The organism is Mesorhizobium sp. M0894 (assembly GCF_040319725.1).
GTDB lineage: Bacteria > Pseudomonadota > Alphaproteobacteria > Rhizobiales > Rhizobiaceae > Mesorhizobium.
In genome coordinates this window covers 379,365-392,138 of sequence record NZ_JAMYOG010000005.1, presented here as the reverse complement: position 1 = coordinate 392,138, position 12,774 = coordinate 379,365, and the positions used below count along the sequence as shown (strand labels likewise).

Genomic DNA, 12,774 nt, shown 5'->3' with positions numbered 1-12,774 from the left:
CGCCATTCGCGACAAGGTGCTGGAAACTGGCGCCGATGTCGGGCTCGGCTTCGACGGCGACGGCGACCGCTGCGGCGTGGTCGACGGAAGGCAACGAGATCTTCGCCGACAAGGTCGGCGTCATGCTCGCGCGCGACATCTCACACCTCTATCCCGGCTCGACTTTCGTCGTCGACGTCAAGTCGACCGGATTGTTCATGACTGACAAGGTGTTGCAGGGAAATGGCGCGGTCACCGACTATTGGAAAACCGGTCATTCCTATATCAAACGGCGGGTCGCCGAACTCGGCGCTGTCGCCGGTTTTGAGAAATCGGGCCACTTCTTCTTCTTCAATCCGCCGATTGGCCGCGGCTATGACGATGGCCTGGTCACGGCCATCGCCATCTGCCAGATGCTGGACCGCAGCCCGCAAAGCAGCATGGCCGATCTCTACCGCGATCTGCCGCTGACCTTCGGCACGCCGACCATGTCGCCACATTGCGCCGACGAGGTGAAATGCGGCGTGGTCGCGAAAGTTGTCGGGGAATTCACGAAAATGAAGGCGGACGGGATCGAGTTCGCTGGCCAGCCGCCGGCCAATCTCGTCACCGTGAATGGGTGCGTGTCGTTGCCCAAGACGGCACCTGGGGTCTGGTCAGGGCCTCGTCGAACAAGCCGGAAACTGTTGTCGTCGTGGAAAGCCCTGTCTCGCCGGAACGACGTCGCGAGATGTTCGAGGCTGTCGATGCCGTGCTGCGCCGCAATCCAGAGGTCGGAGCCTACAACCAGACATTTTGAGAGGACTGGATCATGCCGGAGCGGATCGTCAGTTTTGTGATGAGCGGGGGCGTCGGGTCACGGCTGTGGCCGCTCTCGCGCGAAGACAATCCCAAGCAATTCCACGACCTTTCGGGCGACGGCTCCATGCTTGCGAAGACTGTCCGACGCCTCAAGGCGCGCTCGGACGGCGAGACGCCGATCTATCTGATAGCCTCCGAACGGCATGCCGACCGCGTTATCTCGGACATCGGTCCGCTCGGTCTGAACGGCGGCAGACCGATTTTCGAGCCCGTCGGCCGCAATACCGCCGCTGCGGTGGCCACAGCCACCTTGCACACGATCTCCGAATATGGCGGCGCCGCGCTTGTGCTCGTGGTCCCTTCCGACCATCAGATATCCACCGAAACGCAATTCTGGGAAACCGTCGAGGCGGGCATGCCTGCCGCCGAATCAGGCAGCATTGTCGTGCTCGGCATCAAGCCGACGCATCCCGAAACCGGCTACGGTTACATCGAGGTTGGGGCAACTGGTGACGGAGTGGCCGCCGTTTTGCACTTTGTCGAAAAGCCCAATGCCGAGACGGCCCGCAAATATGTGGCTTCGGGAAGATTCTACTGGAACGCCGGCATCTTCCTGTTTCGTGCCGACACGATGCGGAAGGCATTTCTCGAGTTCCGGCCAGACATCTGGGACACCGCGGAACGGGCCTATAAGGCTGCACGGACCGACGTCTTGGGCATCTACCTGCCCCAGGGCTTCTATTCGGCTGTCCCGTCGACGTCGATCGACTACGCAGTCATGGAGCATGCACGCGGTATTGCGATGGTTACGGCTTCCTTCCGCTGGAACGACCTTGGATCGTGGCAATCGCTGCTCGAAGCCAGCCCGACGGACCGCGACGGCAATGTCGTAATGGGCGACGTGCTCGCCATGGATTGCGGCAACTCCTATCTCAGAAGCCAGGGCAGACTGCTGACAGTCATTGGAATGAAGCATGTGGCGGTGGTGACGACACCGGACGCGGTATTCGTCGCTCCTGTCAGCCACAGCCAGAACGTGAAGAAAGTCGTCGAACAACTCGAGAAGAGCGGACGCCTTGAAACGAAGTTCACGGGGTCGGACGACCGGGTCATCATCAGCGGGTCATGGCGCAAGCGGGTCGAGCACTGGCTCTTCAACGAAACCCTGCCGCTGAGGTCCACTGCAGGTGTCGACGATGCGTATGGCGGCTTCCACGAGGCGCTCGGTTTCGATGCAAGGCCGTTGGGCAAACCCAAGCGCACGCGCACGATGGCTCGCCAGATTTACGCGTTCGCGGTGGCCAAAGAACGCGGCTGGATTGGACCGGCCGACAAGCTCATCGACCACGGCATCGAGTTCATCGCCAGACACGGCCGCACCGATCGCGGTGGCTGGGTGCGCACCCTTAATTGCGACGGCAGCGTGGCTGACCCGACGGAGGACGCCTACGACCATTCCTGCGTGCTCCTGGCGCTTGCCCATGCTCACCGATGCGGCCATCAGGATGCCCTGCAGCTGGCACAAGAGACGTTCTATTTCATCGACACCCATCTCGAGGACGTCAGCCTGAACGGCTTCCTCGAGACCCCCGGCTGGAAGGGGGTGCGGTTCTCGAACCCGCACATGCACATGCTGGAATCCTTCCTTGCCTGGCATGGCGTCACCGGCGAGCGTGCATATCTCCGTCGGGCGGCACGCGTCGTCGATCTCTTCCGGTGCCATTTCTTCGACCAGGAGAGCTGGACGCTTGGGGAACATTTCGACGTCGATTGGCTACCGTTGCCGGGAGACGAGGGACAGTGGACCGAACCGGGGCACCATTTCGAATGGGCTTCGCTCCTCGTCGAGTTCGCGCGGGCAAGCGGGCAGAAAGACTTGGCAGCCTACGCCAGGAAGCTCTATTCGTCGGCGATCGCCAGCGGATTGAACCGGGCCACGGGCCTGGCTTATGCAGCCGTGTCGCGGCAGGGAATTCCCTTCGACCGGCTCTCCCGCAGCTGGCCGCAATGCGAAGCCGTCAAGGCGGCTGTCGCCCTGGACGGCATCGGCGGGCCTGATCTGAAGCCCGAGATCGAAGCTCGTGTCGCCCGCCTCTTCAAATGGCATATCGATCCCGCACCGCTTGGCTTGTGGATCGACAGGATTGACGAGCGCGGAAGGTCACTGGCAACGGAGGTTCCCGCGAGCATTTTCTACCACCTCGTGACGGCCTTGATGCAGTATCTGGACAAGACCGCAGGGCAGGTCGAACCTTTCCCGCTGCCAGCTTTGGATACGAGCAAGAGCGTTGCGATGCAGGGTTACGGCTGACCCAACTGTCCACCATAGCTCCGTGTTGGAAGGATCAATAACTAAACTAGTACAAGATAGGGAGGAATACCCATGAAAGTGACAATACTGGCAAACTATCCGCCCCATGCCTATAAGGGATTGATACAGGGCTCAGACCGGGAAGCTGCAATCAAGGCGCTTTTTGAAAGCGTTGGCGGCAAGGTGTCCGGCATGATGTTTACTCGCGGCGCCTTGATATTGTCATCAATGCTGAAGTTCCGGACCAGGCCGATGGGATGGACCTAGCATTGGCGGTGCGGGCAAGCGGCTGGGTAAACGACCTCGTTGTCCTCGAAGAACTCGACATGAAGGCGGTGCTCGCAGTTGCCAAAAAGGCTGCCGGCGTTTACAAGCCCGCCGGCTGATTGGACTGGCTGTACATTGAAGGTAGCACGGTTCCGTTGAACGCGCCGTGCTGCCAAGTCTCAAGGAAAGACAAGCTGGGGTCTCGGAAAGCCGAAGCAGGCGCCGCATTGGTTCTGCTTCGGATACCGCGCCGACAGCGAACGCGCCCGGCTCAGGGGGTCAGAAACGGAGGTCATGCCGAGTTAATTTTGGAATGTACACCCTAGAAGCTGCGCCCGACGGTCCGGTTTTGAAGAGGTTTCTTGTCCAAGCGCTTCTTTATCTAGTCGGAGCGCGACAAGGCAACCGAGATCACATTGTCAGTATCTGTTTCAGGTAGCTCGAACAGCATTGGCAAAAGCCGCTCGGGCGGCGTTCTCATGGTCACCGTTCCTAAGCGAGCTCGGAGTTTACGACTTTCCAGGATACCTATGGTCATGACGCAGCGGGTGGAGCTGGCCGTCACTTCCCTACACCCTGTGCGCCGCCACCAATCTCGCGTAGAAGGGCCCTGGCCGAACCCACCCCTGCGACGCGAGAACTCCATGCGAATAGTGTTGCCTGTCCTGTTGCTCGGCGCCGCCCTCGCCAGCCTGTCGCCCGCCCTGGCAGCGGCCGGCGATTGCGGCGATGCCGCCGCCCTGGTGCAGCAGGCCTATCCCAAGGCCCGAAAGAGCGCCGACGGCGCCTCGTTCACGCTTGAACCCCATACCAGCATCGTCTCAACGCTCCCGGAGAGCGATGCGCCATTCGGCCTGGCCTGCAAGATCTGGCCGGCTCATGATGACCTGCTTTTGGTCGCGGTACCGCTGATCGACAGCGCTAACAGCGACCACCTTCATGTCGGCGATATCGAGCTACTGGTCGTCGATAGAAAGAGCCTGCGGGTGCGCCAGCGCCTGCTCCAGCCTGGACTGATGACCGATGATGCCATCGCGATCCGTAAGGTGGAATTCGACACCGGCCGCTATGCACTGGCCCCTGAGGTCACCGCCTTCGGCCTGCGCATCGAAATGGCAAACCATTCGCAGGCCAATCCCTTCACTGAAACCGACCTGCGGCTCTATGCCGTCGCCAGCGATGCGCTGCGCTTGGTGCTCGACGGCTTCGTGGTGGCTGGCCATGGCGGCGAAGGCGATGCCAGTTGCGCTGGATCGTTTCATTCCAGCCAGGTCAGCCTGGCGATGAGCCCGGCGCGCCACCACGGCTATCGTGACATCATTGCGGTCGAGCGGACGGATACCGACAATCCCTCCCCCGACAAAGATGGCGAATGCAAGTCCCATCCCGCCAAGTCTGTGAAGCGGACCTACCGGCTGCGCTATGACGGCAACCGCTATCCGGTTCCGGCGGCACTCAGGGTGATGGGGTTGTGACGCGGCCGCACACGTCCCTGCCTTGGTTCGTCAATGTGATCAATTCCAGTTGAATGGGTATCGACCATTAATTCTCTCGTGGTAGGAGGCGCTCAAGGGGGCTCTTCCCAAAGGAGCTGATGATTTGTGGTGGTCAAGATTCAAAAGGGGTTTTGCCGGAACGTGGGACGACAGACTGGACGGGCTATTCTCCGCAAAGGTCGACTACGCTGGAAAATCCATTCTCGATGTTGGCTGCAATATGGGTGTTGTCGCCTATGAGATATCCAAGCTGAAACCCAGTTCGATCCATGGGATCGACATTGCCAAGCCGCATATCGAGACTGCAAAGATGTTGTTGAGCGGCTCCCCGGTACATGCCCGGTTCGATCGCCTGAATCTTGGCAGCCGGCGCCTCGGCAATATCCTTCTACCGAAATACGATATCGTCCTGCTGCTGGCCGTCTATCAGCACATGCAGCGCAACATCGGCCCAGGCAAGGCGCGAAGGGTGCTTTCCAATATTGTGAGGCGCACCTCAAACGTTGTTGCCCGCGTTCCGCCTGGAACGGATGGCGAATTCATCGAAACGCTGTCCGACGAGGGATTCCAAGTTAAGAGCACTCACACATCCCCTCTTGGTAGTCATGTGCTCGTTCTTGAGAAACCTGCCTTCGGAAATCCGCAGCCATGATGACACATTCCTTGTGGTAGTCTGCCCACCAACATCCATGTGCCAGCAGCGGGCGCAGACCCGCTGCCTGCCTGCAGCTCGGCCCCGGGGAGCGCTGATTCGCCGGCAGAAAGCATCTTGCGAATGGGCTTCGCGCCAATACCGATGACATTGAGGGTTGCGGCTACGGTGTTGTCTGCTAGTGCCTTGACGGCCAGGATGCGCCCGTTGGCATAAGTAGCGGAAGAAGAATTTGGCCGCCACGGCGAGAGCATTGGCCGTCCCGCCTGCGGTCAGCGCGCCGCCACTGTCGAAATTCAACCATGTGCGCCATCATTTCTTAGGCGCCCGCCCAGCGCTCATGGCTCGTGGCGCCGGGCGGGTGAACAGGGCTCGGAATTGCTCCTCCGCACGCCGCAGTCCTTCATCTGTCAGAACCACTGACTTCGCCTTGTTTGCTGGATTCGCGATCAGCCCCTTCTCGTGCAAGCGATCCAGAGCATTCCAATCCAACCCCTTCCAGGCGCGCCTCTCTTCATGCAGCGTCAGCCAAAGCAGGCCCAAAACGGCTTCGTCGATCTTGTCGGTGTCGATCTCCATGCAAGCAGTCTAACACGCGAAAGGGCCTCTGCCACGATCCACACCGGATGGTTACTCCCTGCCACGAGCGTTCGCCTGAAAACAAGTGCCTCACTCAGGCGTCGCATCCGCGACGGCGTCATTGGGGGGACGAGCCGGGATGGGATCCGAGTTCATCATGGTGCCTAAGCGGCCGTGGCAGCCCTTGCCCGCTGGCAATGAAATGCGGATTGGCGAAATCCTCGTCGTCGCTCTGGTTGCGCTTACCGCAGGCGAGCGGCGCGCTATCCAGCGTGCGCGTTATGCCGCCGGCAGCGCGCAGCACCGCGTCACCCGCCGCGGTGTCCCATTCCATAGTGCGGCCGAAACGCGGATACGTTTGGCGGGACACTCTCTTTTCCGACGCGCTCTTCGGCCGCAGAAGTCTCAACCTTGCCAGAGGTGAATTTTGACCCCTGAGCGGTTATCGCGGAGCGCATTCCGGGCCATAACCGACTTTGCGACATCCCCTTCACTGATTCACTGCCCGTCTAGCGCCAGAATGCGAAATCCGCTGTGAGGGTCGGGTAGCAACAACCGTTCAAGGTCGGTCCGACGTTGCAGGGCTGACGTGTTTTCATCGGGCCAAGACTGACTCTGGTACCGTGCCGGGAATGAGCTATAGTTCAGATGCTAATGACGGGCGGGCGCTTGCACAATGGCTGGACTGGGCGAACAGATTGCGCGTCAGCAGCGCACCATGGGACCGCTCCTGGTGGCGGCAGTGGTCATCGGCCTTGTCGGTCTGCCCGTCGCAGCCTGGCTCGACCTCCGAGACCTATCGGAACGGATGCTGCGCAGGCAAGCCAGCGAAATCAGCCGGATCATCGACGAAATGCGCGGATTCTACGGCAGCGACGTCGTGGGACGCGTGCTGCAAGCTAACGGCGCCGTGACCGCGACGCACAACTATCGGGACGTGCCAGGTGCGATCCCTATTCCAGCAACCCTCTCGATCGAACTCGGCAAGCGCATCAGCGCTCATGACGGGTCGGTCAAATATCGGTTCGTCTCGGATCTGCCTTTCAAAGGTCGCGCGCCCCACCAGCTCGATGTTTTCGAGCGGAATGCAATCTTGGCTTTGCGCGCCAACCCGAAGGAGCCGATCATCGAAGTCTCGGGCTCACTGTTTGACCGGCAGGTCCGCGCGGCGGCCCCTGTCATAATGGGACAAGTGTGCGTGACCTGCCATAACTCACACCCGGACAGCCCCAAGACGGACTGGAAGGTAGGGGATGTCCGAGGGATCCAGGAGATATCAGTCAATCAGCCTATTGCTGCGAACGTGCTGACCTTCAAGTATCTGCTCCTATATTTCGGTTTCGCGGCGGCGGCGGGCCTGACGTTCATTCTCCTGCAGCGTCGGCAGTCCGCGTTGATTCAGGGCATCAACAAGGAGCTTTCCGAGGCAAACGACTTTCTGGCCGCGATTTCATTGAAGATCGCCAAATACCTTTCGCCTCAAATCTACAAAAGCATCTTCAGCGGCCAGAAGGACGTCACCATCGCAACCGAGCGCAAGAAGCTCACGATCTTTTTCTCCGACGTCAAGGATTTCACCGCGATCGTGGAACGGCTCCAGCCCGAGGACCTGACGCTTCTCCTCAACGAGTACTTCACCGAGATGTCGACGATCGCGCTCAAACACGGCGGCACCGTCGACAAGTTCATCGGCGACGCGCTTCTTGTGTTCTTCGGAGACCCCGAGACGCAGGGCGTCGAGGAAGACGCGAGAGCCTGCTTGCGCATGGCTGTCGACATGCAGCGTCGGCTGGAGCAGTTGAACAGGGTGTGGCATGACCGCGGAGTTGAACGGCCCTTCCGAGCTCGCATGGGCATCAACACGGGCTATTGCAATGTTGGGAACTTCGGTTCCGATGATCGGATGGACTACACGATTATTGGAGCCGAGGCGAACTTGGCGGCCCGGCTGCAGTCGATTGCCGAGCCCGGCGGCATCTGCCTCAGCTATGAGACTTACGCGCTCGTGCGCGACCTTGTCCGGGCGCGTCCATTAGCACCGATTGCCATGAAGGGGATCAGCCGGGAGGTTGTCCCCTACGAAGTCGAGGGCCTCCTGGGTGAACTCGCCCAGCGCCCTCAGGTCATCAGCGAGCATGCGACTGGTCTCGACTTGTTCCTCGATGTTGAGGCAATCGACGAGAACGGGGTGGAGCGAGCGAAGAAACGACTTTCGGAGGCGCTCCTGGCCTTAACCATCCGAAGCAAGCCCGCCGCATTTTAGGTTCTTGAACGTGATCCAATCTGGACCGTGGCCAGCCAAGTAAAGTCCGGTTCAACACCGTTCAGCCGCGCCGGATCCTGGCCAGGAGTTCGCGCGCATCAACCTCGTTGGTCATCAGCGCCGTCAGGGCCGAGGCGTCGATGAACATCAGTCATTCTCGTACAGGCTGTCGCGAAACGCCTTGTCGGCGGGCCTGCCGTGATCAGGCTTGCCCCGGGCTCGCCGATCACGGCAGAACCTGACGCCGATCTCTACCAGGGACGGTCTAGCCTGTTCGCCTGTTCGCGCTCAAGCTCATGCTTGAGCGCGGCATGCACGGCCTCTGTCAGACCAGTCCTCTTAAGTGCGGCGACCCGGCGGGCCAGTGCGTCGGTCTCGGGATTTTTGATGTGGGACGCCATCACTCGCTCGTATAGCCGTTCAAGTGTATCGGTATACAGCAATTTGGATACACCGTGTGAAGGCCCCGCAGCATCGACCGGACACGAAGCGAATCGGCCACGCCGACCCAACTATCGGCTGGATGGGGATCGTACCGCTGCGTTTACAGATTTCGAGCAGTATCTGAGGTCGCTTGCATAAGTCACTTGCAACACCCGCAGTTTCGTACGGGTCTGGAACTGCGCAATCACCGTCTAGTCAAATCCAGCAGCCTTGCCGCTTGCGATAAAATGCGGGTTGGCGAAATCCTCGTCGTCACTCTGGTTGCGCTTGCCGTAGGCGAGCGGCTCACCATCCAGCGTGCGCGTCATGCCGCCGGCGGCGCGTAGCACCGCGTCGCCCGCGGCAGTATCCCACTCCATGGTGCGGCCGAAGCGGGGATAGACGTCCGCCTCGGCGCCGGCGACAAGGCAGAATTTCAGCGACGAGCCGACCGAGACGATCTCGGCAGCGCCCAGCGCGCGGATATAGGCGTCGGTTTCCGGCGTGTTGTGGGAGCGGCTGGCAACGACGGTCAGCGGCACCATACCGGCCCTTGCCGAAATCGGCTGGCGATCGACGATCTCGTAGTCGTCATTGATCTCGATCGTTTCCGCTTTGCCCGGCCGGCCGGAAAAGAAGCGGCCGGTGCAAGGCGCGAAAACGACCCCGATCTCCGGCACGCCATGGCGTACCAGTGCGATGTTGACAGTGAAATCGGTCCGCCGGTTGACGAACTCCCTGGTGCCGTCGAGCGGATCGATGAGGAAGAAGGCGTCGCCGAGATCCGGCGCCATGATGCCGGCAGAGGCTTCCTCCTCGGCCACGCATGGAATCTCTGGAAATGCGACACGTAGCCCGGCAAGGATGATCTTCTCGCTCTCGCGATCCGCCTCCGTCACTGGCGAACTGTCCGACTTGCTGTCGACCGCACAGCCAGCACGAAAGACGCGCATCACCTCGCGCCCTGCCGCCAAGGCAAGGTGCTCGAAGACGGCGAGCATCGCTTCGTCGTCAGATACCGCCGCCGTTATCATATTGGTCTTCGGCAATGTCCCGCTCGTTCAGCCAGTGTTCCAGGGCGTCCACCATCTCCTCGGCCGATTTGCCGAGTGTCTTGAGATGGATTTCAGGTTTTTCCGGCACCTCATACGGTGAATCGACGCCGGTGAAATTCTTGATCTCGCCATTCAATGCCCGCGCATAAAGACCCTTCGGATCGCGCCTGGCGCATTCCTCGAAGGGGGTGTCGACAAACACCTCGACGAATTCGCCGTCGGCCATCAATTCGCGCGCCATGCGCCGCTCGGCGCTGAACGGCGAAATGAACGACACGATGACGATCAGCCCGGCGTCGGCCATTAGACGCGCCACTTCGGCGACGCGGCGAATGTTTTCGACACGATCGGCGTCGGTGAAGCCGAGATCGCGGTTGAGCCCGTGCCGGACGTTGTCGCCATCCAGAATGTAGGTATGGCGCCCGGTGGCGAAGAGCTTCTTTTCAAACAGGTTGGCGATGGTCGATTTGCCTGAGCCCGAAAGCCCGGTGAACCAGAACACCGCCGGCCGCTGGTTCTTCATATCGGCGCGGGCGCGCTTGCCGACATCGAGCGACTGCCAGTGGATGTTTTCGGCGCGACGCAGCGAATGCAGGATCATGCCGGCACCGACCGTGGCATTGGTGATGCGGTCGATCAGGATGAAGGCGCCGGTGGTGCGGTTTTCGGCAAACGGATCGAAGGCGATCGGCGACCGCGTCGAGATGTTGCAGATCCCGACTTCGTTCATCTCAAGCGACTTGGCCGCCTCATGGGCAAAGTCGTTGACGTTGACCCGATATTTCAGGTCGGTGACGGTGGCGCTGGTCTGGTCGGTCTCGGTGCGCAGGATGTAGGAGCGGCCAGGCAGTAGCGCATGTTCGTCGAACCAGACGATGTTGGCGGCGAACTGGTCGGCGACCTGCGGCCGCGCTGCCGGCGACACCAGCATGTTGCCGCGCGAGACCTCGACCTCGTCGTCGAGGACGAGGGTAATGGCCTGGCCGGCGACAGCCTGCTGAAGGTCGCCGCCATGCGAAACGATGCGCCTGACACGGGAGGACTTGCCCGATTTCGCGACGACAACCTCGTCGCCGGGCGCAACCGAGCCGGAGGCGATGGTGCCGGCGAAACCGCGAAAATCAAGATTGGGACGGTTCACATATTGGACAGGAAACCGGAACGGCAATTCGACCGCGGCCTCGTCGACCGAGACAGTTTCGAGATGTTCGATCAGCGTCGGGCCGGAATACCAGTCCGTCCTATCGGAACGGCCAGTAACGTTGTCGCCGTAGCGGGCCGACATCGGAATGGGCACGATCGTCTGGAAGCCGAGTTCACGTGAGAACTGCCCGTAATCCGCGACGATCCGTTTAAAGACCGCCTCGTCGAAGCCGACAAGATCGATCTTGTTGACGGCGAGCACGATGTGGCGAATGCCCAGAAGCGAGGCAATGATCGAATGCCGCCTTGTCTGGCGCAGTACGCCCTGACGAGCATCGATCAGCACGATGGCGAGATCGGCCGTCGATGCACCCGTCGCCATGTTGCGGGTATACTGTTCGTGGCCGGGCGTGTCGGCGACGATGAACTTGCGCTTTGGCGTGGCGAAGAAGCGATAGGCGACGTCGATAGTAATGCCTTGCTCGCGCTCGGCCTCGAGGCCGTCGACCAGCAGCGCGAAGTCGACGTCGTCGCCGGTCGTGCCGTGCTTGCGCGAATCGCGCTCGAGCGTGGCCAGCTGGTCCTCGAAAATCTGCTTGGTGTCGGAAAGCAGGCGCCCGATCAGCGTCGACTTGCCGTCGTCGACCGAGCCGCAGGTCAGGAAGCGCAGCAGCGACTTTCGTTCCTGCGCCGCCAGATAGTCGCGGACGCCGTCGGTCGGGGCGAGGCTCTTGGCCATGATGTGGCGCATACTCAGAAATACCCCTCGCGCTTCTTCTTTTCCATCGAGCCGGCTTCGTCACGGTCGATCAGGCGACCTTGCCGTTCTGAAGTGCGCGCCGTGAGCATTTCGCCGACTATCGCCTCCAGAGTGTCGGCTTCCGAGTCGATCGCGCCGGTCAGCGGATAGCAGCCGAGCGTGCGGAACCGCACCATCCGGTTCTCCACCGTCTCGCCGGGCCGCAGCTGCATGCGCTCGTCGTCCCTCAGGATGAGCATGCCGTCGCGCTCGACGACCGGCCGCTCCTTGGCCAGATACAGCGGCACGATCGGGATGTCCTCCTGGAGAATGTATTGCCAGATGTCGAGCTCGGTCCAGTTCGACAGTGGAAACACCCTGATCGATTCGCCGGCAGCGATACGGGTGTTGAAAATCTTCCACATCTCCGGCCGCTGGTTCTTCGGATCCCAGACGTGCTGAGCGTTGCGGAACGAAAAGATCCGCTCCTTGGCGCGCGACTTCTCCTCGTCGCGTCGGGCGCCACCGAAGGCGGCGTCAAACCCGTATTTGTCGAGCGCCTGCCGCAGGGCAACCGTCTTCATCACATGCGTGTGGGTGTTGGAGCCGTGGTCGAACGGATTGATGTTGTCGCGCACGCCGTCTTCATTGACGTGGACAAGGAGGTCGAAGCCGAGCTTTTGCTGCATATGGTCGCGAAAGGCGATCATCTCACGGAATTTCCAGGTCGTATCGACATGAAGAAAGGGAAAGGGCGGCTTGGCCGGATAAAACGCCTTCATCGCCAGGTGCATGAGCACGGATGAATCCTTGCCGACCGAATAGAGCATCACCGGCTTGGCAAAGGCCGCGGCCACCTCGCGAAAAATATGGATGGATTCGGCCTCGAGCCGCTGAAGGTGCGTAAGCGCGATGTTCATGGACTGTGAGCGTTCTTTCGTGCCATCCACAGAAGGGCCTGTATCATCAACGGACGCGATCTTCAGTCGCCCGGTTCAAGCTGCACTTTTGGACAAATCTATCTCTCGTGGTGGCGTTCTAGCAGATCGTTCCTGCTCAGAACAAT

The 12,774-nt window shown here is 60.7% G+C and carries 11 protein-coding genes and 2 pseudogenes; 7 read left to right on the top strand and 6 right to left on the bottom strand.

What is annotated here, in order from left to right:
* The 6 genes and pseudogenes from NKH91_RS13355 to NKH91_RS13330 form a co-directional block, all read left to right on the top strand.
* Positions 1–778, top strand: a pseudogene (locus tag NKH91_RS13355) (phosphohexomutase domain-containing protein); the annotation flags it as partial.
* A gap of 12 nt (positions 779–790) precedes the next feature.
* Positions 791–3,091: an AGE family epimerase/isomerase gene (locus tag NKH91_RS13350; protein WP_352885235.1), complete on the top strand. Its 2,301-nt coding sequence runs from the start codon at positions 791–793 to the stop codon at positions 3,089–3,091.
* A gap of 72 nt (positions 3,092–3,163) precedes the next feature.
* Entirely contained in the window at positions 3,164–3,358 is a 195-nt protein-coding gene (locus NKH91_RS13345) for a hypothetical protein (RefSeq protein WP_352885234.1), read from the top strand.
* Entirely contained in the window at positions 3,349–3,477 is a 129-nt protein-coding gene (locus NKH91_RS13340) for a hypothetical protein (protein ID WP_352885232.1), read from the top strand. Before NKH91_RS13345 ends, NKH91_RS13340 begins: the two co-directional genes overlap by 10 nt.
* Positions 3,478–3,894: 417 nt before the next feature.
* Positions 3,895–4,833 carry a PA3715 family protein gene (locus NKH91_RS13335; protein ID WP_352885231.1) on the top strand — a complete coding sequence of 313 codons (939 nt, stop codon included), beginning with the start codon at positions 3,895–3,897 and terminating at the stop codon, positions 4,831–4,833.
* A 124-nt stretch (positions 4,834–4,957) separates the two neighbouring features.
* Positions 4,958–5,506: a class I SAM-dependent methyltransferase gene (locus NKH91_RS13330; protein WP_156948240.1), complete on the top strand. Its 549-nt coding sequence runs from the start codon at positions 4,958–4,960 to the stop codon at positions 5,504–5,506.
* Between the two features lie 312 nt (positions 5,507–5,818).
* Here the strand turns inward: NKH91_RS13330 and NKH91_RS13325 are convergent, their stop codons facing one another.
* Entirely contained in the window at positions 5,819–6,085 is a 267-nt protein-coding gene (locus NKH91_RS13325) for a DUF6429 family protein (RefSeq protein WP_023721790.1), read from the bottom strand.
* A gap of 118 nt (positions 6,086–6,203) precedes the next feature.
* Positions 6,204–6,440: pseudogene (locus tag NKH91_RS13320) on the bottom strand (inositol monophosphatase family protein); the annotation flags it as partial.
* A 321-nt stretch (positions 6,441–6,761) separates the two neighbouring features.
* On the opposite strand from NKH91_RS13320, the gene NKH91_RS13315 reads away from it, so the two are divergent.
* Positions 6,762–8,348 carry an adenylate/guanylate cyclase domain-containing protein gene (locus tag NKH91_RS13315; protein ID WP_352849689.1) on the top strand — a complete coding sequence of 529 codons (1,587 nt, stop codon included), beginning with the start codon at positions 6,762–6,764 and terminating at the stop codon, positions 8,346–8,348.
* Positions 8,349–8,599: 251 nt separating this feature from the next.
* Here NKH91_RS13315 and NKH91_RS13310 read toward each other — a convergent pair whose 3' ends face one another.
* The 4 genes from NKH91_RS13310 to cysD all read right to left on the bottom strand — a co-directional run bounded on the left by NKH91_RS13310 (position 8,600) and on the right by cysD (position 12,628).
* Positions 8,600–8,749, bottom strand: coding sequence for a type II toxin-antitoxin system VapB family antitoxin (locus NKH91_RS13310; RefSeq protein WP_352549073.1), 150 nt, complete (start codon positions 8,747–8,749; stop codon positions 8,600–8,602).
* 234 nt (positions 8,750–8,983) lie between these two features.
* Positions 8,984–9,772 (bottom strand): 3'(2'),5'-bisphosphate nucleotidase CysQ, encoded by a 789-nt coding sequence (gene cysQ / locus NKH91_RS13305; RefSeq protein WP_352549127.1) that lies wholly within the window; start codon positions 9,770–9,772, stop codon positions 8,984–8,986.
* 10 nt (positions 9,773–9,782) lie between these two features.
* A complete protein-coding gene (gene cysN, locus NKH91_RS13300) occupies positions 9,783–11,720 on the bottom strand; it encodes a sulfate adenylyltransferase subunit CysN (protein WP_352885229.1) in 1,938 nt (645 codons plus the stop codon).
* A gap of 2 nt (positions 11,721–11,722) precedes the next feature.
* Positions 11,723–12,628, bottom strand: a complete 906-nt coding sequence (cysD, locus tag NKH91_RS13295; RefSeq protein WP_352592078.1) for a sulfate adenylyltransferase subunit CysD — start codon at positions 12,626–12,628, stop codon at positions 11,723–11,725.
* Positions 12,629–12,774: the final 146 nt, after the last annotated feature.